The organism is Flavonifractor sp. An9, from assembly GCF_002161245.1.
Lineage (GTDB): Bacteria > Bacillota > Clostridia > Oscillospirales > Oscillospiraceae > Flavonifractor > Flavonifractor avicola.
In genome coordinates this window covers 1-24,327 of record NZ_NFHC01000036.1, presented here as the reverse complement: position 1 = coordinate 24,327, position 24,327 = coordinate 1, and the positions used below count along the sequence as shown (strand labels likewise).

Annotated in this window: 22 protein-coding genes, 4 tRNA genes and 1 pseudogene; 12 read left to right on the top strand and 15 right to left on the bottom strand. The window is 53.3% G+C overall.

Annotation, left to right across the window (positions count from 1 at the left end):
* Both B5G40_RS17430 and B5G40_RS15720 read left to right on the top strand, forming a co-directional pair.
* Positions 1–2,019, top strand: a 2,019-nt coding sequence (locus tag B5G40_RS17430) for a recombinase family protein (RefSeq protein ID WP_242959469.1), incomplete at its 5' end; no start/stop codon positions are given.
* Between the two features lie 14 nt (positions 2,020–2,033).
* A complete protein-coding gene (locus B5G40_RS15720) occupies positions 2,034–2,408 on the top strand; it encodes a recombinase family protein (RefSeq protein ID WP_087400560.1) in 375 nt (124 codons plus the stop codon).
* Between the two features lie 30 nt (positions 2,409–2,438).
* Here B5G40_RS15720 and B5G40_RS15715 read toward each other — a convergent pair.
* The 4 genes from B5G40_RS15715 to B5G40_RS15700 form a co-directional block, all read right to left on the bottom strand.
* Positions 2,439–2,515, bottom strand: a tRNA-Pro gene (locus tag B5G40_RS15715).
* Between the two features lie 240 nt (positions 2,516–2,755).
* On the bottom strand, positions 2,756–3,667 hold the full coding sequence (locus tag B5G40_RS15710) for a radical SAM mobile pair protein B (RefSeq protein ID WP_087400559.1): 912 nt from the start codon (positions 3,665–3,667) through the stop codon (positions 2,756–2,758).
* Positions 3,655–4,344: a radical SAM mobile pair protein A gene (locus B5G40_RS15705; RefSeq protein WP_022190736.1), complete on the bottom strand. Its 690-nt coding sequence runs from the start codon at positions 4,342–4,344 to the stop codon at positions 3,655–3,657. Before B5G40_RS15705 ends, B5G40_RS15710 begins: the two co-directional genes overlap by 13 nt.
* A 28-nt stretch (positions 4,345–4,372) precedes the next feature.
* Positions 4,373–4,876 carry a flavin reductase family protein gene (locus tag B5G40_RS15700; protein WP_087400557.1) on the bottom strand — a complete coding sequence of 168 codons (504 nt, stop codon included), beginning with the start codon at positions 4,874–4,876 and terminating at the stop codon, positions 4,373–4,375.
* A 150-nt stretch (positions 4,877–5,026) separates the two neighbouring features.
* On the opposite strand from B5G40_RS15700, the gene B5G40_RS15695 reads away from it, so the two are divergent.
* A complete protein-coding gene (locus tag B5G40_RS15695) occupies positions 5,027–5,380 on the top strand; it encodes a winged helix-turn-helix transcriptional regulator (RefSeq protein ID WP_022190734.1) in 354 nt (117 codons plus the stop codon).
* 50 nt (positions 5,381–5,430) lie between these two features.
* Here B5G40_RS15695 and B5G40_RS15690 read toward each other — a convergent pair whose 3' ends face one another.
* Positions 5,431–6,855, bottom strand: coding sequence for a recombinase family protein (locus B5G40_RS15690; RefSeq protein WP_242959468.1), 1,425 nt, complete (start codon positions 6,853–6,855; stop codon positions 5,431–5,433).
* A gap of 20 nt (positions 6,856–6,875) precedes the next feature.
* Between B5G40_RS15690 and B5G40_RS15685 the strand changes: the two genes are divergently transcribed.
* The 6 genes and pseudogenes from B5G40_RS15685 to B5G40_RS15660 all read left to right on the top strand — a co-directional run.
* Positions 6,876–7,532, top strand: a complete 657-nt coding sequence (locus B5G40_RS15685; RefSeq protein ID WP_087400553.1) for a hypothetical protein — start codon at positions 6,876–6,878, stop codon at positions 7,530–7,532.
* Positions 7,529–8,032 (top strand): hypothetical protein, encoded by a 504-nt coding sequence (locus B5G40_RS15680; protein ID WP_087400551.1) that lies wholly within the window; start codon positions 7,529–7,531, stop codon positions 8,030–8,032. The genes B5G40_RS15685 and B5G40_RS15680 overlap by 4 nt, the downstream gene beginning before the upstream one ends.
* Before the next feature lie 17 nt (positions 8,033–8,049).
* Positions 8,050–8,493 carry a hypothetical protein gene (locus B5G40_RS15675; protein WP_087400549.1) on the top strand — a complete coding sequence of 148 codons (444 nt, stop codon included), beginning with the start codon at positions 8,050–8,052 and terminating at the stop codon, positions 8,491–8,493.
* 1 nt (position 8,494) lies between these two features.
* Positions 8,495–9,034: a hypothetical protein gene (locus B5G40_RS15670; RefSeq protein ID WP_087400547.1), complete on the top strand. Its 540-nt coding sequence runs from the start codon at positions 8,495–8,497 to the stop codon at positions 9,032–9,034.
* 221 nt (positions 9,035–9,255) lie between these two features.
* A complete protein-coding gene (locus tag B5G40_RS15665; RefSeq protein ID WP_158099562.1) occupies positions 9,256–9,669 on the top strand; it encodes a helix-turn-helix domain-containing protein in 414 nt (137 codons plus the stop codon).
* A 130-nt stretch (positions 9,670–9,799) separates the two neighbouring features.
* Positions 9,800–10,420: pseudogene (locus tag B5G40_RS15660) on the top strand (helix-turn-helix domain-containing protein); the annotation flags it as partial.
* 521 nt (positions 10,421–10,941) lie between these two features.
* Here B5G40_RS15660 and B5G40_RS15650 read toward each other — a convergent pair.
* The 7 genes from B5G40_RS15650 to B5G40_RS15620 form a co-directional block, all read right to left on the bottom strand.
* Positions 10,942–14,706, bottom strand: a complete 3,765-nt coding sequence (locus B5G40_RS15650; protein WP_087400543.1) for a DUF6273 domain-containing protein — start codon at positions 14,704–14,706, stop codon at positions 10,942–10,944.
* A 184-nt stretch (positions 14,707–14,890) separates the two neighbouring features.
* Positions 14,891–15,994, bottom strand: a complete 1,104-nt coding sequence (locus B5G40_RS15645; protein ID WP_206407260.1) for a hypothetical protein — start codon at positions 15,992–15,994, stop codon at positions 14,891–14,893.
* A 3-nt stretch (positions 15,995–15,997) separates the two neighbouring features.
* Positions 15,998–16,885, bottom strand: a complete 888-nt coding sequence (locus tag B5G40_RS15640) for a mechanosensitive ion channel family protein (protein WP_087400539.1) — start codon at positions 16,883–16,885, stop codon at positions 15,998–16,000.
* The gene (locus tag B5G40_RS15635; RefSeq protein WP_087389011.1) at positions 16,878–17,228 is read right to left on the bottom strand and encodes a hypothetical protein; all 351 of its coding nucleotides are present in this window, start codon (positions 17,226–17,228) and stop codon (positions 16,878–16,880) included. Before B5G40_RS15635 ends, B5G40_RS15640 begins: the two co-directional genes overlap by 8 nt.
* A 60-nt stretch (positions 17,229–17,288) precedes the next feature.
* The gene (locus B5G40_RS15630; RefSeq protein ID WP_132587296.1) at positions 17,289–18,440 is read right to left on the bottom strand and encodes a hypothetical protein; all 1,152 of its coding nucleotides are present in this window, start codon (positions 18,438–18,440) and stop codon (positions 17,289–17,291) included.
* Positions 18,441–18,674: 234 nt separating this feature from the next.
* Positions 18,675–20,117 (bottom strand): helix-turn-helix transcriptional regulator, encoded by a 1,443-nt coding sequence (locus B5G40_RS15625; RefSeq protein ID WP_242959467.1) that lies wholly within the window; start codon positions 20,115–20,117, stop codon positions 18,675–18,677.
* A 991-nt stretch (positions 20,118–21,108) separates the two neighbouring features.
* A tRNA-Ser gene (locus B5G40_RS15620) sits at positions 21,109–21,200 on the bottom strand.
* A 499-nt stretch (positions 21,201–21,699) separates the two neighbouring features.
* On the opposite strand from B5G40_RS15620, the gene B5G40_RS15615 reads away from it, so the two are divergent.
* From B5G40_RS15615 to B5G40_RS15605, 3 genes are all read left to right on the top strand, one after another.
* Entirely contained in the window at positions 21,700–22,470 is a 771-nt protein-coding gene (locus B5G40_RS15615; protein ID WP_242959470.1) for a cell wall hydrolase, read from the top strand.
* Positions 22,471–22,597: 127 nt separating this feature from the next.
* A tRNA-Ser gene (locus tag B5G40_RS15610) sits at positions 22,598–22,685 on the top strand.
* A gap of 29 nt (positions 22,686–22,714) precedes the next feature.
* A tRNA-Ser gene (locus B5G40_RS15605) sits at positions 22,715–22,805 on the top strand.
* A gap of 150 nt (positions 22,806–22,955) precedes the next feature.
* Here the strand turns inward: B5G40_RS15605 and B5G40_RS15600 are convergent.
* The 3 genes from B5G40_RS15600 to B5G40_RS15590 all read right to left on the bottom strand — a co-directional run bounded on the left by B5G40_RS15600 (position 22,956) and on the right by B5G40_RS15590 (position 24,200).
* Positions 22,956–23,264, bottom strand: coding sequence for a hypothetical protein (locus B5G40_RS15600; protein WP_087331552.1), 309 nt, complete (start codon positions 23,262–23,264; stop codon positions 22,956–22,958).
* Positions 23,265–23,269: 5 nt separating this feature from the next.
* The gene (locus B5G40_RS15595) at positions 23,270–23,608 is read right to left on the bottom strand and encodes a hypothetical protein (RefSeq protein ID WP_143383443.1); all 339 of its coding nucleotides are present in this window, start codon (positions 23,606–23,608) and stop codon (positions 23,270–23,272) included.
* Between the two features lie 124 nt (positions 23,609–23,732).
* Positions 23,733–24,200 (bottom strand): hypothetical protein, encoded by a 468-nt coding sequence (locus B5G40_RS15590; protein WP_087400532.1) that lies wholly within the window; start codon positions 24,198–24,200, stop codon positions 23,733–23,735.
* Positions 24,201–24,327 lie beyond the last annotated feature (127 nt).

Sequence of the window (24,327 nt, the reverse complement as noted above, 5' to 3'; positions counted from 1 at the left end):
GGCGTATCAGGAACCCGCTTTGACCGTCCCGGCTTTCTGGCGATGATGGAGGAAGTCGAGGCCGGACGGGTGGAGGCCATCGTCATAAAGGACATGAGCCGCCTGGGGCGCGACTATCTGAAAGTCGGCCAGGTCATGGAGATTTTGCGGCAGCGCGGCGTCCGGCTGATCGCCATCAATGACGGTGTGGACAGTCTGAAAGGCGATGATGATTTTACCCCGTTCCGCAACATTATGAATGAGTTTTACGCCCGTGACACCAGCCGAAAAATCCGCTCCGTGTTCAAGTCCAAAGGCATGAGCGGCAAGCACTTGACCGGCACCGTTATCTACGGCTACCTGTGGGACGAAAAGCGGGAACACTGGCTTGTGGACGAAGAAGCCGCCGAAGTGGTACGCCGTATCTTTTCCCTGACGATGGAGGGCTACGGCCCCTATCAAATCTCAAAGCTGCTGTCCGAGGCAAAGGTTGAAATCCCCGCTGTCCATCTGGCACGCTTTCAAGAGGGAGTAAACAGGACGAAGCCGGTCAAAGACCCCTACGGCTGGGGATCGTCCACCATTGTGAACATCCTGAAAAAGCGGGAATACCTGGGCCACACCATCAATTTCAAGACCCGCAAGCACTTCAAGGACAAGAAAAGCCACTATGTTGACGAAAGCGAGTGGACGATTTTCGAGAACACCCATGAGGCCATCATCGACCAGGAAACCTTTGACAATGTGCAGCGTATCCGGGCAAATGTCAGGCGCTACCCGGACGGCTGGGGCGAGGCCCATCCTCTGACCGGCCTGATGTACTGTGCCGACTGCGGCGGCAAGATGTACATAAAGAACCCGGACGACCCTCGCTTTTGGGTGATTGACCCGGAGGCCGCCGCCGTGGTGCAGCGCATCTATCAGATGACGCTGGAGGGCAGCGGGCTGGCGGAAATTGCCGCCGCTCTCGGTGCGGATGGGATCGTCAACCCCACCTATTACTGGCGGAGCCGGGGCGTCAACCGTTCCGGCAGCAAAAGTACCGTAGAGCCCACCAAGTGGGGCCACACCACCGTCAAAAAAATTCTCACCTTACAGGAATACTGCGGCGATGTGATCAACTTCAAAAGTTACTCCAAATCCTATAAGATCAAACGCCGCATTGAAAACCCGGAGGAAAACCGGGCCATCTTCCTCAATGTTCACGAGCCCATCATTGACCGTGCTACCTGGGAAAAGGTGCAGGCCCTCACCAAAGGCACCCGACGCAAGCGGCCTCAAGTCACGCAAGAGCCCAGCGTGTTCTCCGGCTATCTGAAATGCCCGGAGTGCGGCGGAAACCTCAATTTCCACTTCAACCAGGGCAACCACGACATCAAGTTTTTCAGTTGTCAGAACCACAATTCCGGGCTCCGCAAATGCTCGTCCACCCACTACATCCGGCTGGATTTCCTGGAGCGGGTCGTGCTGTATGAGGTCAACCGCCTCGCCGCCTTTTCCAGTGAGTATGAGGACGATTTCATCAAGGCCATTATGGGCCGCTCTGCCAAGGTTGCAGAAAATGTGAGGGTGCGGAAACAGCGGGAACTGGATGGGCTGTTGGCCCGTGACAAGGAACTGGATATGCTCTTTGAGCGGCTTTACGAGGACAATGTTGCCGGTAAAATCGACGATGCCCGGTTTGCTAAAATGGCAAAGCGGTATGAGCAGGAGCAGGGTGAAAACGGCAAGCGGATTAAGACGCTGCGCCTGGAACTGAAACAATCTGAGAGCAAGCGCATGGACATTGACGATTTCCTCACCACCGTCCGGCGCTATACCAACGCCGCCAAGATCACCAAGCGCATGGTGGGAGAACTCATTGACCACATTGACGTGTATCAAGCGGAAAAGCAGGACGGCGTTACCACTCAGCGCGTCGTGATCCATTACAACTGCATCGGTGCCTTTGATGTGCCGGACCGCCGGAAGATACCGGAGGCCGACATTATCATGGAAACGAGAAAGGGCGTAGCAGTCAGCTACGCCCCGGCGGTGTAAAGGTGGTGTGGGATATGAGAGCATTTCTCTATTGCCGTGTCGCCCATGACGATTCTTTCGCATTGGAACACCAGCGGTTCCTGCTCCAGCTCTACGCAAAGCAGGCGGGATATACCATCATCGGCGCTGCGGACGAATACGGCAGCGGGCTTACATTAGACCGCCCGGCGCTCCAGAAAGTGACCGAGGCCGTTGTCGCTGGCAGGGTGGATGTGGTGTTAGTCCACAGCCTGACCCGGATAGGCCGGAAGTGGGGCATGACCCAACGCTACATTGACCTCCTCACCCGGCACAAGGTAAAACTCCTGTGCATCCGAGATCGGCTGCTGTTCGATGAAAACGGCGCTGCCCCAATTTTGACAATAAAAAATGCGGAGTGCCCTTTGTAGGATACTCAGATCCTATAAGGACACTCCGCATGGTCCGAGTGGCGGGATTTGAACCCACGGCCTCTTGGACCCGAACCAAGCGCGATACCAAGCTTCGCCACACCCGGATGAAATTGAACTGCGCTGAACAGGGGATCAGATTATTCCGACCAACTGAGCGCTGAATAATATTATAGAGGGGAGAAGATAAATTGTCAAGGAAAAATAGAGACGATAGCGCACCAGACGGCAGCAAAATAAAAAGAAGGACATGACCTTGGTCATGTCCTTCTTTGGCAAATGACCCTAATTGTGATACAAATGAACCCCCTTTGGGCGTCAGGGGGTTCACTTTGCGCCAAGGGGGTTCACCGATTCCTGAGGCCGGTGTTCTCCGAGCCGCGCACTTCCTCGTGATAAAAGTAATCCACGATGACCGGATGCCCCGGCTCTGCCCGGCCGTAGGGGAGTTCGTTGTCCACAAAGGGACAATCATATTCTCTCGCAAGGCGCTCTGCCCGCTCCTCCAACTCCCGGAAATAGCCCCTGTCTCCTCTGGTATAGATGGCGTTGTACAGCGGCATGAGGTCAGGGTATTTCTCCTGAATATAGGCCAGGATGTCTTTTTTGAAGCCGCCCCGCAAATTCAGATTTTCCAGCCACACCAGGTCGCACTGGTCTTTCACCCGGTGGAAGATGGCCTCGAAATCCGTGATACCGGGAAAAACCGGAGCGATAAAGCACACGGTGCGGATGCCTGCATCATAGACCTGCTTCATGGCGTCCAACCGCCGCTGGATGCTGACGGCATTGTCCATGTCATTTTTGAAACCCTCATCCAGCGTGTTAATCGACCAGGAAACAGTGACTTTTCCCATCTCTTTCAGCAAGTCGATGTCCCGCACCACCAAGTCGGATTTGGTACAGATCAGAATCTCCGCGCCGCTGCCTTTCAGCTGCTCCAACAGCCTGCGGGTATTTCCGAACTGCTCCTCCTGAGGCAGGTATCCGTCTGTCACCGAGCCGATGACTACACGCTGCCCGGCATACTTCCGGGGATTTTTAATGGCAGGCCAGTATTTCACATCCAGAAAGGTGCCCCATGGTTCGGTATGCCCGGTAAATCGCTTCATAAACGAGGCGTAGCAGTACTTACAGCCGTGGGTGCAGCCTACATAGGGGTTCACCGAATAGCCGCCCACTGGAAGGGTGGATTTGGTCATGATGTTTTTCGTTTCCACATCCCGGATCAGGACACCGCTTTCCACTATTTCCGCCATGCTTTCTGTTCCTCCAATACCCGGCAGAAGGCCGGGGGCAGCTCTTGTGTCATGCTTTCCTCGCCAATGATAGGAAGCAGATCTTCCTTCATGAACACAGGAGTACCAAGTGCGTGAGCCTGATGAGTCAAATTCCACACCCACTCCGGTTTGGAGACGGCCTTGCCCTTCCTGCGTCCAGTCTCAGTACCAATGACGATCCATTCGATGCCAGTGAGGTCTACTGTACCGATGTTGTCAAACATGGGTTCAAAGGTCACATGGTAATGCCCGCCGCGGATGTGCTCCCGTAAAGTCTGGATGCGGCCTTTCTCCCTGCTGGAAGTCACAGTCACGCCGAACCAGGCATTGTCTAATGGGGTGGAAAAGACGATGTCCTCCGGCCGCTTGGTCAAGAACAGATACTGGTGCTGTGGATTTTCAGCCATTTTGGAAAATACCTGATCTCGCCACTCTGTCTGCCAGTGGGCAAAATCGCTCATGCCGGTGAGCAGGAAATTTTGAGGACGCTTCTTCTCCATCAGCCGCAGCTTACCTGGGAAGAACTCCGGCTTTTCAAAGTCGTCGATCATGTGGAACCGGCGGACATTGTTTCTGGCGTAGCAGTAGCTGCAGCCAATGGGACAGCCAATCACCAGATTCATATTCTGAATACAGTCCTTGATGCAGATGGCCACCGCTGACGCCTCCTTCCTGCTTTAAGATTCAACCTTCTGCCGCAGATGCGACCTTTCCAAAGCCGTTCCAAGCATACAGACCTTTCTTGTCCTCATCGCCCAGGAACTTGTCCACCTGGCAGATGTGCAGGATGTGGTCGCCCACCTCCACGGACTGCTGCAGGGTCGCCGCCATAGCCAGCCGGGTGTCCGCTGGAATCTGAATGTCGCTGCCGTCCACCGACTTCATTTCGATGTGATTTTCGGCCACCTTGTTTAACTTGGCGCCGGTGGAGGTGCCGCAGGTCATCACTGCGCCAGCCAGACTTTCACCGGGGACCGTGACGATGACTTTTTCAGTCTCCCGCACACGCTTTCCGGTGTGGGATTGCTTTCCGGTGGCGAATCCCACCATCGGCGGGTTGAAAGAGAGATAGGAGACAAAGCAGATGGGGGCCAGGTTGGTGGTGCCATCTTCATTCAAAGAACAGATCAAAGTCAGCGGATTGGGGGAAGAATAGACAGTGGCCTCCATAATGTTCAGTTCTCTCATCGTGTTTCATCCTTTCAGAGTGATTTGGAGATTGACATATCCAGCTTCTGCTGGTACAATTATTATACTTGATTGTCATAATAAATCAAGTACGCAAATTGTTTGTGCCTGGTATCAAAAACAATACCTGTCTAAAGTGGGGAATCAACAATGACTTACGAGGAATTCAAAGAAAAGGTAAGCGACGTCATTCTTACGGAGAGTGGCAATTGCCCTGTTATGCCGGTGGTGCAGATGCTGCAGGGTAAGTGGAAGCTCCAGATCCTCTATGAGCTGTGCATCAAGTCTCCCATGCGGTTTGGCGAACTCAAAAAGCTGCTCAAGCCCATCACCAATACGGCGCTAACCAATGCGCTCAAAGAATTGGAAAAGGATGAACTGGTGCAGCGCATTCAATATAATGAGATGCCGCTGCGGGTGGAGTATTCCCTCACAGAGAAAGGGCAGGACTTATTGCCAGTGTTTTATGCTATTTCACAGTGGGGGATGAAATACATTCCATAATAGTAAAGGGGACGGAAACCTTCCGCCCCCTTTTTTAATAAAATTGATTCTTATTCAAGCATCTCATGCCCCGTCTGGAATTTGAATGTAAGCCGCCCATCCCGGTGGACGGTGACAATGTCGATGACCGTGAGCCAAAGCCGGTCATCAAACTCCGTGAGGGACTCTCCGTACTCCGCCAGTTCGAACATAAAGCCGCCGATGTCCTCGGCCTTGGCTTCCCGCTGGGCCTTTGCCGCCTGGAGCTTCTCCAGCTTGGCCTTGGCGGTTTCGTACCGTTCTGCCAGGCCGTTGTACCGTTCCAGGTAAGTGGTCTGGTCCTGTGCCGTGGTGGAATTCTCTTCGATGCACCGCTTGGTTAGCTCGGCCACCACCTCCATTTCGGAAAGTATTGCCGCCATCTCTCTATCTAGGGCGCAGGTGTCGGTAAGCGCCGCTTGCATGGTGCGGCACTCGTCCAGCAGCCGCTCTTTGTCCGAAACCAGCGTATTGAAGGCATCCAGGAACCGGGCCTTGATCTCCTCCTCGGTCAGGTGCGGGGTCTGACACTTTTCCTCGCCGGTGAACTTGCTGTTGCACCGCCAGATAGTGCGCCGGTATTTGTCGGTGGAATGCCAGACCTTGGAGCCAAAGTAACCGCCGCAGTCTCCGCAGACCAGCCGGGAGGAAAAGATGCTGTTGCCGCTGTAGCTGCGCCCGATGGCTTTCCTGCGCTCCAGCTCCCGCTGCACCAGCTTCCACTCGGCGGGGTCAATGATGGCCGGGTGGCTGTTCTCCACATAATACTGCGGCACCTCGCCCTCGTTTTTCTTCTGTTTCTTGGTGAGAAAATCCACCGTGAACGCCTTTTGCAGAAGGGCGTCACCCTTATACTTCTCGTTTTTCAGAATGCTCTCCACCGTGCTCGCCGCCCAGCGTTTCTTCCCAGCGGGGGTGGGTATCCCCTCCCTGGTGAGAAAACTTGCAATGGAACTGGTGGTCTTGCCGCTGAGGAATAGGCTGTAAATCCAGCGGACGGTTTCCGCTTCCTCCGGCACGATTTCCGGCAGCCCGTCAGCCCCTTTCCGGTAGCCCAGAAAGTGGCTATACGGCAGGCTGACCTTCCCATCGGCGAATCGCTTTCTCTGTCCCCAGGTGACGTTCTCCGAAATGGAGCGGCTCTCCTCCTGCGCCAGAGAGGACATGATGGTGATCAGCAGCTCGCCTTTACTGTCCAGGGTGTAGATGTTTTCCTTTTCGAAGTAGACCTCCACACCCTTCTCTTTCAGCTTGCGGACGGTCACCAGGCTGTCTACGGTGTTCCGGGCAAACCGACTGACCGACTTGGTAACGATGAGGTCGATTTTTCCGTCCAGGGCATCCCGCACCATCTGGTTGAAACCTTCACGCTTTTTGGTGTTCACCGCTGAAATGCCTTCATCGGTGTAGACCCTTGGTGGACCGCCTCTGGCGGCCACCATGCCGGGCGTCGGCACGCGATAAGGAGAATACAACGATGATAACGATCAGAAGCAGAACTGCAGATGGCCGATTGGCCATCCGGGAATGGCAGTCAGAAACGGAAATACGCACCTACTGGGAGCGCGAATCTGCGTCCCTGCAGACCGAACTGATCCAGCTAGTGGTTCAAGATGGCCTTGTCCTCTATTCCGGGCTTGATCCAGCGCAGCTTTTCCTTGGCGGACCCCTTTGGTGGAAAGATCTCATTCATTGGTTCTCCCCCGTTGTGGAAACCAATGCGCGGGAACCGGACCGCAAAGAGCTGTTTGGCGCCCGAGCGATCCGGGCCAGCGATTTCACCCTTTCTGAGGATGCTGCCGAGTGGGTAGAGAACCATGATGGGGACGAGTCCTACTGGCTGTACCGTCTTACGCCGCAGGGCAATGTTGAAGAAGCCCTGGGTACATATGCTCTGGCATCAGATCCAGGCAGCCGCATCAATATCCTGATCATGGTGCGGGCCGGCTATGACCAGTTGAGCCGAAATCTGCTCATCAATTTCTACTGGGATTCCGGGAAGATGGAACGGTATGTTCGTGCATTGAGCCCGGAGGAACAGCGTGTGTTCCTCGCCATGGTGCAGGACTATGAAGTGGCGCGGCTGACTCGGTCACTCCGCTCCAATATGACTGGGGGTGACGAGCAGAAATGAGTTTCACCACTGCACAGGAGATCCTCAGCCTTTGGGCAAAGAATGAAACACCGGAAGCAAGACGGGAACGCCTGGAGATAAAAGCCCTTCGGCGGGATTTAGAGACCGCACAGGAAGGCATTCAGGAAGCGATTGCACGTTACCGGAAGGTGAAACTGCGTGCCCGCAGCAAAAAGCAGGCAAATTCTCCTGATGTGTTTGCGGAGTTAGACGCTTATAGTTCTCAGGAGGATATCCGCACCGCATATGGTTACGAGATGATCTCCGAATCTGAGATGGATCGGCTGATGAATTTGTGGGAGCTGCGTGAGCAGTCAAAACAAGCGGAAGGGCCCTACCGTGACCGGTGCGTTGAGATGCTGGAACTGGCCAGCCAGGCCGTATGGGATGCCTACAGTGCGCCAATTCTTGCGTATGAAGAAAAGGTATCCCAGATGCATCGGGACGCGGAACGGATTGCGGCAGAGAATCGAAGGCGGAATACTGAGAGAGCCAGATAGTGAGGAGTGACAGATCCATGGAGATGACGAAAGATAAAACGATGGATGCGTTCCTGGAAACCATCGCTGATATTGTGGATGCGATCCCGGCGGTGGAAGCAGCCGGCGGTTCCCCAGCACTGCAGCGGGCAAAAATATCTGCCTTATGCGATACCTTCCGGCGTATCCAAACGTATCGAGCGGAGGGCATTCGCGAAGACCTGGTGGCAATCGTCCTTGAGAAACGGAAAGCTCTGATTATGGATGCGGGTACCGTTCAGGACGTGAATGCCATTTGCTCTGAGCCAAAACCGCACTATTACGGCGGGGAGTTTCGGACTGGCCGCTTCAGCGTACCTGAGGAGGAAATGATCATGTGGTCCCTTGCATCGTTGCGGGCGCCACTCAATCATGAGGCAACGGAGCGCTATATGTATCTGTTCAAGGAGGCATTTGGCTATTTGCCGTGGGAGGTGAACTGAGGTGATGACCCTGTATGGCAGTGACTTGCTCAAGCAGATTTATGCTGCCTATCTGGAGCGCTATCAGAAGGCTCTGGCGCGCGGCTACGATGCGGAAGGGGAACGGTACCACTGGCTCTATAACGAGCTGCTGTGCCGCGTTCAGCGGCTGAAAGAAGCCCTCCTCTATATGGAGGCACTTCCACATTTCCTGAACGGCACAGACGAGGATCATGCGCTGCAATACATTATGGGATATACCTCCAGGCTGTTTCGCCCGGAGAACATCGGCTCTTGTGAGCGTGACGAGAACCAGGAACACCCATTTTTTCGTGACAGCAATCCATACTGGAGAGAGCTCCAGGAAGCCATGGATGCCTTCAACGATCCGGAGATCCTGGGTAACCGGCCGTTGCTCTACGTTTACGCCTGTGAACTAATCACCCGGGCGCACCGGCTGTACCTGCAGATCCGCGAGGTACAGTTTCGATCCATTGACCGAGAAAAATTTCATGCACTGATGCTGATGCCACAAAATAAATATATGGACTCAGCATCATAATTGCTCCTTAACAAGAGCACAAAAGCAAAGGGCCCGGGGGACGCATAGTCCTCCGGGCCCTTTTTCCATATCCGACACCACCAGGCATCGGTAAAACAGCTCATAACAATGCGATAGTCTTACGAATAGAAAGACGGTCTTAGGAGTAGTGGATTTTCATATCGCAGTACACATTTTATACTCCTAATAGAAAGATACTCTTTCTATTAGGAGGTGAGATGTTGGACGCAACGAAGATTGGAAAGCGAATTCAGGATACGCGGAAAGCGCGCGGCCTGACGCAATCCGACCTGGCAGCGAAAGTGGACATCACTCCCAAGTATCTGAGTAATATTGAGTGCGGTGATGGCATCCCTATTTTGATCGTTCGTCCCAAAGCAATGCTCACAAAAAACTATGTAAATGTCCCGCCAGAGATTGAACAGGAGTTTCTTGCTGCGTTCGGTAATTATGCAACCCCGCTTGGTTTTGTCAGTGATCGGGTTGAGGCGAGCCGTAACCCCTCACGAGGATCAGACATCCGAATCAGAAATCATGGTAAGATTTATTCTGTTCAAATGGGGGAACTCTGGGAGAATCACTTTGCAAATTACTACTTTTGGAATGAGCCTCGACACGCTTACTACTTCCCGTGAAATGCTCCGTCCCAGACAGCACATCAGATTAAAATTGAATACGACACCGCAGAAGCGGCGTTCTCTGATCCCCTTGAGGGAGAAAAGGACGCCGCTTTTTTGCGCCCAAAACCAGAAAGGAGGCGACGCCATGTATTTCACTTCCGGCAGCGACCGCGCCTTTGAACATCTCATGCAAGGCAAGCCCGGTTTCGACCACTACGACAGCGGCGAGGCCGGAGCGCCGGAGGATTGCGGCGACTGCCGTTTCTACCGCCCCGGCTGGAAGTATCAGTTTTGCGTGTATGCAGAGTGTCCCTACCAGCCGGGCAAGCTGACCGCCTACGACGCGGTTTTATTCCAAGTGAAAGGAGTTGACGACGAGATGGCAGTTTTTCGTGTAGAGAAAAACCGGGGCTACACGGTGATGTCCAACCATCACCTGCGGAACAAAGACCTGTCCCTGAAAGCCAAGGGCCTGCTTTCGCAAATGCTGTCCCTGCCGGAAGATTGGGACTATACGCTGAAAGGCTTGTCCCTTATCAACCGGGAAAGCATCGACGCCATACGGACAGCGGTGTGGGAGCTGGAAAAGGCCAGGTACATCACCCGCCAGCAGAACCGGGACGGCAGGGGCAAGATGGCCGACATGGTTTATACCATCTACGAACAGCCCCAGCCCCGGCCAGAGGCAGCACAGGGAGAACAGCCGGGATTGGAAAACCCGGTGTTGGAAAATCCAACATCGGATAATCCAACGTCGGAAAACCCGGTATCGGGAAATCCAATGCATATGGATGGCGGTCTGGATAGCGTCAATGGCATAGTAGATGGCCTCGTTGTCCGGCTTGGTTGTACCCTCCATATAGACGGGGCGGTTCAGATGTCCCGCATTGTGGACGCTGGTAAGCCGGCCGAGCTTTTGGAGCAGGGCCGCACTCTTCTTCTCCGTGACAAGGTGGGAGGACGCCACAGCGTCCGCCAGCAGCTTCAGTTCCGGCAGTTCAAAAATACGGGAACCGATGAAGTAGCGGTTCTGTTTGCTTTTCACGCGGATAATATCGTGGCCGGCGTCCAGCAGGAGCTGGACATCTCCGTACACATTCTTCCGGTTGGCACGGATGCCCGCATCCTCCCAATATCTCAGAATGTCCGCACCGGATACGAAATGGGTTTCATCCGTCTGTTCATACAGCAGTTTCAGCAGCAGGAGCAGGCGGCGTTGATTATCTTTTTGCAACGCAATTCTCCTATATACAGCCTGGGGCCGGATTTCCGGCCCCAGGTCCAATCTTATTCCGCCACGACCTCATTAAACCGCGTGAGGATGACTGCCGCCTCGGCGCGGGTGGCCTGGCCCTTGGGATCCAAAACGCCGTCCCCCTTGCCGTTGATCAGCCCTTCCGCGTTGGCCCACTGGAGGGCCTCAAGGGCGTAGTTGCTGATCTCGTCCGCATCTGTAAATTTGTTCAGATCTGCTTTTGCACTTACGTCATAGCCCTTGTACTGGGCGTAGCGGTAGAGGATGGCCGCCATCTGCTCCCGGGTGATGGGGTCATTGGGGCCGAAGGTAGCATCGTCATAGCCGACCGCAATGCCGTTTAGCCGCGCCCAGTAGACCGCTGTGCCGTAATAGGCCGTGGCGTCCACATCGGCAAAGGGGTAGCCCCAAATCTTGTCCTCCATGTCGGGGCTTCCTGCCATACGCCAGAGGATGGTGACGATCATGCCCCGGCTGGTAGTACCCTCCGGGCTGAACGTGGTGGCACTCGTTCCATTCATCAGGCCGTTTTGGTAGACAAACTTCACATCATTGAAAAACCAATCGTTTTCGGAAACATCGGTAAACGGATTTTCAAAGCCTGTACTTGGATTTTCCTTGATTTCTTCCCAGCCCGCATAAACCGTCGTGTTGCGGGTAAGGCGTATACTCGTGATTTTTTCCGTCAAATTCTCGTCTGCATACCAGCCTGTAAACTCGTAACCCTCGCGGGTCGGGGTATAGTCGGTGAGGTCGATTGTCGTATACTCGGCGCGTCGAATGGAACTAATCTCGCTGCCGCCGTTCGTTTCAAAGGTCAGGCGGTAATAATCCGTCGTACTTCCACCGCCGCCAATATAACTCCAAGCTGCCGTAATCGTCGTGTTGGCTGCGGGCATGGTAAAGGTGGTGCTTGCGCTGGAAGCATCGGCAAAGGCGCCGCCATTGGTAGATGTCCACCCAGCAAAGCGGTAATTGCTGCGGCTTCCCGCGTCGATATTGACAACCGCGCCCTCGGCATATTCACCGCATGTCGTGCCGCCGCTGCCGCCGTTTAAGTCGACTGTGAGTGTGTAGGTTTTCGGAACTACGGTGTAGGCAGGTATCTCGATTTTCAGCTTTACACTCTCATTCCCCGCCGCGTCTTTCGCCACAATGTAAATGTCCTTTGCTGCTGTATCTGTAAGATCGCTGATGGAAATGGTATTCGTTCCGCTAATACAGGTAGTCCCATCCCCGGTGGTGTCGATAGTCGGCCCATCTGAGCCGCTTTCCACGACTGCATAGTAATATTCGCCCGCCTCGTCGCTGGTAAACTTCACCGTCGCGGCGGTTTCGCTGCCGCGGGTCACGCTGTCCGGTGTCAGCGTCGGGGCGGTGGCGTCAGCGACAGGATTACTAATTTCAATAAGCTGGCTGGCGTAGTCGGTCAGTTTGGTGTCATCGTTTTCCCCGCCGTTGTACTGCTCGCTGAACACATACAGCTTTGTATCATTGTCTAATGTTACACCCGCAGGGATCGTAAGACTTGCCGTTCCGTTTGCGCCATTGGTCGTGCCGTCCAACTGTAAAATGCGCCCGTAATGGGTGATTGCGCCATTGTCTACGATCACAGCGGAAATGTATTCATTTGTCCCTGTTTCTGCATCGGAGTAGGAAAATGTGATTGTGTTGTTGCTAATCATCGCATTGGAAATAGAAAAATTGCGGCTATTATCCAAAAGCGTCAATTTCCACTCGTTGCCCGTATAATCGCCAATTTCAAAAATCGCGTCGCCGCCGCTTCCAGCGGCGAGGATTTTGCCGCCTACGGCGGCAGATGTGAAGAGGACAGAGTTCAGATCTAAATTAAAAGCGGGACGAACGGCGGTGATAACGAAGTCCACATTAGGGCCGAAGCTACGCACGCCGCCGTTGTACGTCACATACGCCGCGATGTCATCATCGACGCCGGGGGAGCGTAGCCACCAGTAGTCGGCTTTGCCGACAACGGACATACCGCCATCGATTTTGCCGCCGTCTGCTACATAGGCAGTATTGGTCGCGATACGGCTGTTGTCATCGGCAAAGTAGCTGCTGTTCTGCGCTTCCGCAATCGACAAAAGAAAGATTTTATCGTTTGTATTCTCGCCGCCCTCTGTGCCATAAGTTGGGTTATCGTCATTGACAACGGTTGTATCCGCGATAGCCCCCTGCTCTTTCTCCGAAAAAGCGGCGCCGATAAAATTATCGCTTGTATAATCCGTACCGCTGCTGCCGCCGGTATTATGCGACGCGCTGTACCCGTTGAGCCAGGAGCGCATGGTGCTGGTTTCCCATGTTACGCTCTCATATTCTGTATGATACTGAAATACGTCCAGATTCTGGTCGGAAAGCAGGAACAGCTGCCCGCTGGCGTTGGACAGCACCCGCCATTTGACGGGGTCTATATAATAATACGGATCTTGTCCATTTTTGTTGGCTGTGTCCGACTTGATCCAGTCCACGCCTTCCGTGCCGTCAGGCTCTGTGCTGCCGGCACTGCTCTGCTGATAGGTACCAAAATAAATGTTGTCTGCCTGCCCGCCGCTGATGTTTGCGACAGTTCCGCTGTCCACAAGCTGGATTGCCTTGCCGGTGTCAATTCCCGGTGCAGCAGCTTCCTCAACGGTGAGAGCAACCTCTGCAAAGGCGCTGGCGTAGTCGGTCTTATAATCGCCGTTGTACTGCTCGCTGAACACATTAAGGGTATACTCCCCGGCTGCAAGGGAATCCGGAATTTTTATTTCCACTTGTCCGTTTGCACTGTCCGGCTGTGCAACTCTCCCATAGTACAGGGTGCTGCCGTTGCTGTCTGCAATGATGACAGAGATATATTCATTTGTTCCGGTGGTCGCCCCGGTGTAATTCAGCGTAATGGTACCGCCGGGGGCCCCGCTGACGGTTTGTTCCGTCACGGCAAAACTACGGCTTTTGTCTAAAAGCGTCAATTTCCACTCGTTGCCGGCATAATTGCCTATCGCCGTCAACCCGCTGTCCATGCCATTAGCGGATTTGCCGCCTACGGCGGCAGATGTGAAGAGGACAGAGTTCAGATCTAAATTAAAAGCGGGACGAACGGCGTAGTCGTAGTTCACATAGTAGTTGCTCCCATAACCATTGCGGTAAACCACGCCCGCAAGGTTCGTGTAGTTCGCAGAAGGCGAGCGGAGCCACCACACACCGGCGCTGACGCCATAATCGGCGATACGCGCCGCGTCATTGGTAAAGCCGTATTCGTCGTTTTCCGCTTCCTGCGCCGAGAGGAAAAACACCTTGTCCTCGTTCAGGATATTTTCAGACGCTGCAAACGGAAGGCTATATGTGCTTGTAAACGCCTCGTCGCTTTTCGTAGTGGCAAGTACCGCGCTCTGTTCGCCTGTGGAAAAATTACTGCTGCAAAAATCCTGGCACCACGTTTGCGCGTCGCTGCCCTGCCATGCGTTGCTGTTTCGGGAAGATTTATCAAAATATACACCTCCGTAAGTACCGCTGCCTAACAGGGTGTCGGTAAGCAGGAACAGCCCTGTGCCACCTGTATTGGTCTGGTCGTCCAGTACCCGCCATTTGATCGGGCCGGAAGTGGTGTAGTTGTCCGGCGCAGACCAGTTGCCGTAATAGATATAGTCGTAGCCTTTTGTGCTGTCATAGCCGCTGATCCCACTTGTCCCCAGCATAATGGTTTTGTCGCCCTCCGCCGCAAACGCCGTTGTCGGCATAAGCCCTGCAACAAGGCAGATTGTAAGCAGTAAACTTAGTGGTTTGCTTTTTGGTTTCATGGTCTGTCCTCCTGTCCTTTTCTTCACACCTTTGATTTTATTCTATCGCGGGTTTTTCTCCCGTAATATCCCTTTTCTCTCTTTTCGGGGCTTTCGTCAAGACAAAGTTCCCATATACCTTAGCAGCTTCCTGCCCCATTTTTTTACCATTTTCTCCACTCCTTCCTTTCTGTCAATTTCAGTGTCAGACCAGCGGATCTATAATCGGATTTTTGTAGGTAAACCGGTGCCCGTTCAACTCCATATCCAGCGCGACAGTCGCCTTGGCATCGGCGGAAATGGGCTGCGGCAGTGTGGCGGTGATCACTCGGATATAATCTGTGACAGTCTCCACCTCATCCGGAGTATCCATATGGGACACCTGGCTTTCCTCTGTTTCATCCGCAACCGTGTAGTTTTCCTGTGGGATGGGCTGGCCGTCCACGAACACCGTCACGCTGACCGTCTCGCCCGCAGCGTCTTCCGGCGCGCCGCAAACCACGGGGATGAAATCCTCGCCCAGCAAGTTATACAGCCGGACCTTCACCGCGCCGGCATCCTTTTCGTACCGCACGGATATGGAGCTCGGGCCGTCTCCCATATGCTCGGACGCGTATTCCTCGCTTTCTCCGTCTGTCCGCTCGATGGTCAGTGTGAACGCAAAGTCAGGGAAAGCGCCCTCGCCGTTGGCCGCCCAGTAGGCTTCAAAATCCGGTACATAATTATAATATGTAGTGCTATAATGCCCGGTCTTAATATCCTCCTGGGGAATACCGGCACCAAATTGGTCTTCATAGTATGTTTCTCCTGAAATCTGATCGAACATGGTGATCTTGGCCGATGAAATGGTCTCAGGATCCGCCAGGGTCACATCGATCAGGCCGTAAGAGCCGCCTATGGTAGCGGTGTAAATGGAGCTTTCCTCTTTAGGCTCTGGGGGCAGTTCCTCTGCTGATGGCGGAACCTGCATAGAATTATCATTAGGCTGTACTTGCGTTGCATCGTCGGGTGGGATAGAAGAGGTCATATCTCCAGCTTCTGGCAATCCGGCCTCATACACCGTAACGGCCAACAATATCAGCGAGAACAACATAGTTGCCATACGCCATATGTTCTTGCGCTTCATCCTAAACGAATTGTTTTTTCCGCTGCTGTGAAACTCAGGAGGTAACGGTGCGCGTTCTGGTCCAGGAGAAGGTTCCGGCGGGATCATATACTCCTCTGGCAGAGGAAATTGTTCAGGTAAAGTATCCTCTGACGGAAGCTTATGCTCTAAAGGCGGCTCATGCCGCACATCTTTCCTTTTCATAGCCTATCTGCTGTGAACATCCAACTGCGGGAAGGGGCACTCCACTCCCAGCCGACGGAAGCCTAGCAACAGCTCTCGATTGAGGATTCGGATTGCTGAGTAGATATCTTTCTCTCTCACATCCACACAAAAACGCAGTATAACAGCGCTGTCGGCCAGACTTTGCACACCCAAGTAGACAGGCCCCGCTTTCATTGCATCACTATGTGCTTTGTAGATCTCATCAAGCAGCCCTGGAAGAGCTGCCTCCAAGTCTTCCAAGTCGGTCTTGTAGGGAATAGGTATATCGCAAATAGACTTTGAGACGCGATCAGATCGATTTAAAATGTTGCGCATATCCGCGTTATTGATGACTTTGATGTTCTCGCTGGCATCGGTAATTGATGTCGTGCGAATGCCAATATCGGTCACTGTCCCACGAAATCCCCCTATCTCCACAATGTCTCCCACGTTGTATTGATTTTCAAAGAGCATAAATAGGCCAGTTACAAGATCAGCAATAAGACTCTCTGCACTGAACCCAACGATCAACGTCAGTACCCCTACGCTGGCCAATACCACCGTAATATTTACTCCAATGATCGTCAGGCCCCAACAGAGTATAACGATGGCAGCTGCGTATTTCAACAGGCTGCGGATAATTGTAATCACCGACCGGGCACGATGTGCCTCTGGCTTGCAATATCCCAAGATAAGCTCTACCAGGTATTCCACGAACAGTACCCCTGCCATCATGATAACAAGGCGCAGCAACACATCGGCACTAAACGCCCAACTGGAAGCAAGCGCATCTGGTTGTATTGCCCCAGTTAAAAAACCGGTAATTATCGCAGCGACTAGTACCACTGCCAAGATCAAAAGCTTTATTACTCCTGCACGTTTCTTATCCATATTTATCCTCCTGCGGCATTATTATAGCAGCGCGATTATTCATCAAAAGCTCGTTTTCCAGATATTGTACGATTCGATCCATCACAGCGGTCATGGCCCGCTCTTTTCCCTGCTCAGACAATCCCACGCAGGACTGCAGCATGGTGACCTTCAGCTCGGTCCCCATCTCTTGCTCCTCGGCAGAGATAGAAAAGGTGCTGAGATTGCCGTATACCTCCGCTTTGGCCACGACCGTGTCCTCTTTCTTTTGATAAGGCACTCTTTCGCCGTCCAGCACGTCATAAATTCCAAGGAGCACATACCGACGGACATATGGGATGATCTTCGAGATGCTATAATTCATTCACGCTCCTCCTGTTCGTTAAAAAAATGCAGCTACCTGTCGTTGTAAGCAGGGCAGTTTTCACTCAATATAGCCGCTGATGGGCTGTACGTACATCTCGTCTTCCGTCACCGGCTGATAGCGCTCCCCAGAATAGCTGTCGCTCCAGCCGTTCTCCGCCCGGTAGATATCACCTGTTTCCGTGTCGTAAACGCGCTCATATCCCAATGTGGCGTCGCTCTGCTTCTGGCTCTGGATGTCCACGCTGGTGTCTCGCGCCTTCCAGGAAGACATGATCCCGTTCAGCACCTCGTTTGCATTTCGGCTGAAGTCCATGGCCTGCTGTACCACTTCCTGCCCCGCCTGGATGGTGGCGTTTACAAAGTTTTCCGAGTACTCCAGTGTGCCGAGGCTCTCGGTCAAAATGCCCTCCCACTCAACGAAGGTGTCCTTGGCCGCTGTGACCGCCATGATGTTATACGCCATATAATACCCGCCGTCCGCCTGGGGGAGCTGGTAGCCTACCGGCGGGCCGGCCGCGATGGGAACACTGCCAAAATCCACGACCGACGCGGCAAACATCCCCTCTCCCTCTCTGCCGTCTTCGGTGAAGGTGGCCCGCAGCAGCTCATCGCCCAGCGCGTAGGCGCTCAGGCTGCCGGTGGACGGGAAACGCTCGGTCACAGTGAAGGCCTCAAACTGGGGGAAGGTATAGCCGGCATAGCCGGGGCCATATTGGGCGGCAAAGTCGGCGTACTGCGGGAAGATCTGATAAAAATTCTCTGTAGATGGGCTGGACAGCACGGGAGCCTGGGCAAATATCTGCATATCAGGCATACCGGTCACGCCGGAATAATAGGTCCAGGCGTCCTTTCCCTCCTGACTGTGGAGCAGGATATCCGCCTTCAAGAGAACGAACATCTGATTGAGGGGCTCAGCGGGGTCCTGAATCCGGATGGAGTGATACATCCCTGTACCGCCGCTGGTGACCGTCCAGCCCTTGGGAATCTGGATGCTGAAATCTGGGGTTTCATACAGTTCCAAATCCACAGTCCTGGCCGCCGTTTCCGTGATCGACACCGCGGGTTCCCGGGAAGATGGGGCAGGCTCCGATGTTATCTGACCATCTCCCTTCGGCACGCTTTCGCTCTCCGGTTCGTTTCCCGGACCGCCGCAGGCAGTCAGGCCAAACAGGAGCAGCAGGGCCACTAAAATAGATCCTGTTTTTCTCAAATTTCATTTCCTCCTTATACAGCGACTGCCTGGCCTGAGCGTCCCACACCGCTGCGGACGGGGTGGACGCAAAAAACCGCGCCAGGAGATCCTGACGCGGTTTGTCGTAGGCCGGGATGCTGCGCCAGTATCTGTGGAAAGCGTAGCATAGATGGCCTTAAAATATAAGGTTACATTTGTCTCTTTTTTTATTTTACATCGTTTTTTTCGAATGACAGGGGGGGTACATTTGTCTCACGCCTTGAAATCCGGGCTTTTTTCAGGGGTAACGCCCTTGTTCTCCGGCATCCACTCATAATAGAACTGCAGCAGGCCGATCCGGCTCTGGGTTCCGGTCTTTTCATTCAGGCTTCTGATATGGCGATACAGCACAGGACGGGAAAGGGCCATCTGCTGCGCGATATCCTGCACGCTGCCGTCCGAGACCAGTAAATACTGCAGCACATCCCGCTCCCGGTCAGTCAATGAATAGAGGCTGGCAAAGGAAGAGAACTTTTCCTTCGGCGTGTAGCCCGCCGCCGGAGCCGGGGGCGGCGCCAATACGGCATGAGCCTTGACCGTGTAGGCAAACATCAGGATGCTGGCCGCGACAAACAGCACCAGCATGAGGACGATCAGCGTAATACTCCTGCCGGCAAGGAGCAGCGTCACCGAGCCGTTGGTAACCAGCGCCGCCACGAGATTATTCACCGCCCGTCCCATGCCGGCCCAGAGGTCCGGCAGGCGCATACAGGCAGCGAGCTCCAAAAAACTGGTGGTAAAAAACACGACAAAAAATCCGGAGGCCACATAGGCGACCGCTACTCCGGTCAGGAATGGCCCGCCCCACCGGAGAACAATCACACACAGCACCGAGAGCACCATCACGCAGTACATCATCAGCGTCATATATTTTCTTTTCCGGATATCAAAGAGGAAACCGGCAGCCAGGCCGCTCAGGGCCAGCAGCATACGGGGCCATTGCCCGATGTCCATCGTGCCCGCCGCATGGCCCAGGGTGATCGCGTTATCCAATGTGCTGAATACGCAGGCCATCAGGGCCACCAGAAGTACCAGGAGCAGTCCCGCCGGTATTTTCTTTCTGGACATTTCATCGGGGCGGAGCGCGGTTCGGAGCGGCGCCGTTTCATCCGATGCGAGTGCTTCTTTGTGGATGCGGCGTGTGCGCATGATCAAAACACTCAGTACCGCAAGGGAAACAGAGAGTACCGCGGCCTCCGCGATCTCTATATTTACCAAATTGTTGTTTGCGTACTGTAGCAGGATGCCGGCCGCGTAGGAGATTCCCACCAGGCCGGCTATGCGTTCGGTCCGGATCGTGCAGGCAGCCAGATAATGAACGGAGCCGCCAAAAACGCCCAGCAACAGAAACAGAACCACGCCTGCCGCAAGCGTGACGGAAAACGAGATGTGCTGTTGGATCAAAAATATGCAGATAATGGAGAGGAACGATAGGGAAAATATAAGGATCGTCTTGTTCCTCTCGCGGACAGAGCGGTTTATCAGCGGGTATATAAGAAATCCAAGGGCATTGACGCCCAGCGCATAATTTTGTGCAATGACCGTCTGGCTTTCCTCGACAATGCGGGAGACCATATTGACATATAGATATTCCGAACCAAGAAACACAAATGTAAAAATACTCAGCAATAAAAATATGGCGCTATGCGACGCCATAGCCTGCGTTTTCCTTCTCTCCATTGCTCCTCCATATGGCATGAGTATACTGCACTCATATCATTGCTCTGGCACCTGTAACCATCTTAGGGGCCGTTCTCGTTTTACTTCTTGTTTGTTGTCCAAGTGGCTATACTTTATTGTAATTTCTGACGGCCCATTATACCACAACAAGAAACGTCAGGGAACTACAACTGATTCCAAACACATAATACGGGAGGAAATATTATACCACAACAAGAAACGTCAGAAAAGTGATTTTCAAAGATCAAACGATTAAAAATAGAATCAATCACCGCTGGACCTAATTGGGACTCGATAGTTGCTGCGGTATTTTCGATATTTATAACCTAGTTGTTGCGTTCGTATTTTGTCACTGCTTGGCTCTTCCTTGCGAGACCTGGTTCCTTGGCTACTCAGGTATTACTGACAATATGATAGCAGCTGGGCAGAAAGGATGCCGGACATGGCGTGTCCAGAGAAAAAGCCGAAAAAGCAAAAAAGCCGGAGTTATCGGAGGTCCCATTTCTGGAACGCGGATAACTCCGGCTTTGAAACAATTTTTTTGAGGAATCCTTGCTGTACTGGAGGGCGTGGTTGGACACGGCGCGTCCGAAAAGTCATGAAAGTTCAATGTCTACATCTCGGAGATAATCTCTTGCATCTTCGACAGGGCAGTTCCATTTGACATTTAGTGCTTCTTGGTACCATTGGTGGACAGGATCGATAGAAGAGGTTTTTCGGCGTTTGTATAGAGGGAGATGCAGTAGACAAATAAACGATGACCCATAAAATAAACGGTAGTCCTAAAAACAAACGATAGCCCTCTGCCATCCGGCGCCTTTGCCGACTGGATTGGCGGTGAGCTATCGTTCTACAGGGGAGCAGCAAACACCTCAAAAGCCCGAAAGCCCTTAAAAATCAAGGCTTTCAGCCACAAAAAAAGCACCGCAACCTTGATACCCATTGTATCAAAATTGCGGTGCTTCTTTGGCGGAGAGAGAGGGATTCGAACCCTCGAGACGCTATTAACGCCTACACGATTTCCAATCGTGCGCCTTCGACCAACTCAGCCATCTCTCCATGGTGAGTGCTCTACAAGTTGACTGCATAGGACAGGCAACGGATTATATTATAGCAGATTTTTTTGCTACGTCAAGGGGTAAAATGAAAAAAAGAAAAAATTTTGATTTGATGGGGCGGAAGGCGAAAACTGGGGCTCTGCGCGCGGCTATAGGAAGCGTGGGCCAGACTATAAAATCAAGCAGGGAATTGCGGTAAATCAACAGAGAGTTTCAGGGAGAAACATATGGTAAAAGACTGTTTCTTTTTGTTATTTTTTGTATCCATCTTTGGTTACATAATTCAATAAAATGTTTACTTGGCGAAAAAATTTAAAAGCTAAATCCATTGTGCTGCAATGGATTCAGGAAAAACGGGAAAATTTCCTATTGACTTTTTAGCTTGAAAGTGGTTACAATATGGTTACAAAAAGATGAACAACAAGTAACAGTCTGTAACAGGAGGATTCCTAACAATGAAAAAACGAGCCCTTTGCGCGCTCGCAAGTCTGGTCCTTTGTGTGTCTTTGACCGGGCCTGCGTACGCTGCTGAGAGCGGCGTCAGCTTTGAAGTAAATGGTACGTCCCTGGTGACTGAGTTTGCCACCAAGGTAGAAAATGAAATGACGTACGTCTCCTATTGGCCTATCGTGCAGGCCCTTTATCCTGAAGCTGTGGCCGTGTGGAACAATGGCCAGGCGGAGGTTACCGCCCCCGGCCTGAAGCTGCAGATCGCCCCCGGCGCCAAGTATATTGTGGCCAACGGCCGGTACCTGTATGTGCCCGACGGCGTGAAGCTGGAGAATGGTGTGGTGCTGGTGCCTGTCCGCACCCTGTGTCAGGCCCTGGGTGCCAAGGTGGTTTGGAACGGTGCAGAGAGTGTGATCGAGATCACTTCCGGCAGCGGTCCTATTGCTTCCGGTGACAGCTTCTACGACCAGGAGGATCTGTACTGGCTCTCCCGTATCATTTACGCTGAGAGCGGCAACCAGTCTCTGGAGGGTAAGGTCGCTGTGGGCAACGTGGTGCTCAACCGTGTGGCCAGCCCTCAGTTCCCCAACTCGGTCTACAGCGTGATCTTCCAGCGGAATCAGTTCACGCCGGCTTCCAACGGCCGCATCAATCGTACCCCCACTGCGGAGTGCGTCATCGCCGCCAAGCTGGCTATGGAGGGTACTAATACCGCAGGCAATGCCCTGTACTTTATCAATCCCTCCATTTCCTCCAGCCGCTGGTTCAGCCGCAACTGCACTTATGTTGCTACCATCGGCGCCCACGCGTTCTTCGCATAATGAGTTATGCCGCCGCGCAGACAGCGCGGCGGCATTTTTTATGTTTTTGAAGAAAATGAAAAAAAGAGATTGACAAGTATGGAACTATATTGTATAATCTTTTTTGCATTTGACCTGGACAGGACGTGGAGAGATGTCCGAGTGGTTGAAGGAACCGGTCTTGAAAACCGGCGATGTGGAAGCATCCGTGGGTTCGAATCCCACTCTCTCCGCCACACTTTTATAAGGTATGTTCATTCGGCACGCAGAAGTACCCAAGTGGCCGAAGGGGCTCCCCTGCTAAGGGAGTAGGGCGGGAAACCGTCGCGAGGGTTCAAATCCCTCCTTCTGCGCCAAAAGAGAAACCCTGTATCCGCAACGGATACAGGGTTTTTTCTTACTCTTGCAACGGAAAGAGCGATTCCAGTTTAGTGTGTGCGTTTCCGGTTTCGGTAGTGCAAAACCGGAATTTAACACACAAATTGCACACGCCGTTACACACGGGATTACCGGCGGGCGGCGTCCAGAAGAACCTTGATTCGGGCCACACGGTCCATAAGGTGGGAGTGTTCCCAGTCCCAAACCGCCTGCATACCGGCGGGGACTTCATGCCCATCGGCTTTCTGCGCCTGGATCAGGCGTACAGCCTGTTCGTGCAGAGTATCAACGTGGGACAGTTCCTGAGCGCTCATAGTGGCGTACATAGAGGACAGGCGGTCGTCCATACCCTTGTACTGGGTGGCCTTCTTTGCGTAGTGCTCGGCGCTGTCCAGCTCCTCGCGGATATCCTCAACGATTTCAGCAATCATTTTCATGGTTATCACCCCTTGATGTAGCGGTAGAGCTTTTCCAGGTCAGACTTGTCAACGGTCATGTCCCCAATGAGCGGAATATTGATGACCTGCTTTTCTCCGTTGGCAAACTGCGGAGCAATAGCCTGGTACAGTTTATCAATGTCTACGTTTCCGTCAGCGTCGATCACGTCCAGAACGGCGACCGCAGGATGCTCCCGGTACTTCTCCATCAGACCGACCACGTTGTTGGCAGCCAGAGCCGTGTAGACGCCCAGGCCCAGCTTTTTAATGCCGGTCAGATGGGGGAGAACGTCAGTATCAATGTATTTAACAAGGCCGGTTTTGACCTGCTGCATCGTAACCATAAATACCTCCTGATTTTTTAAAAGGGGAAGGGCTTCAACCCTTCCCCTTTTTCCGTGTCCGGGCCTTCTTTTTGGGCGCGGGTTCCTCTGCTGTTAGGGCGAATGCCGAAACAGGAACAGCCCTTCAGGCGGCGGGCGTAGTGGTGGTAGTCGCCGGGGTCACGTTGACGGATCCCCAGCCGGGGCACACGCTGGTGTTGGGAACCACCAGCTTGGTCAGGCTCTGAAGCTGAGCAATCTGGCCCTGGATGCAGGACACAGTGCCGTTCAGGGTGGCGTTATAAACCGCCTGCTGAGACAGCTGCGCCTGGATGGCGTTGACCTGAGCGTTCAAGTCCTTGTAGACTTCGGTCAGCTTCTGATCGACATAGACCTGGGACTCCAGCAGGCCAATGCGGGCGTCCTTGGAGGCGATCTCCTGGGTCAGGTTCAGCTCGTACCGGTTGACGGCGGTGTTCTCGGAGCAGCAGCCGGCCATGCCGCTGTGCAGATTCAGCAGGCCGGCGCCCCCGTTCAGAAGGCCCAGCGCAGTACCAGCGATTCCGAGGCCCAGACCGGCACCAGCAACACCCTTGCTTGCAAATTCAGCCATTTTCCATATCTCCTATTACAATAAATTTGGACAGGAAAGCCGGACAGCCAGTCCGGCTTTCCCTCCATCTCGTGCCTAAGCTACAATGAGAGGAGCAACTGGCTGACCAATCACTCCTTGGGCTTGT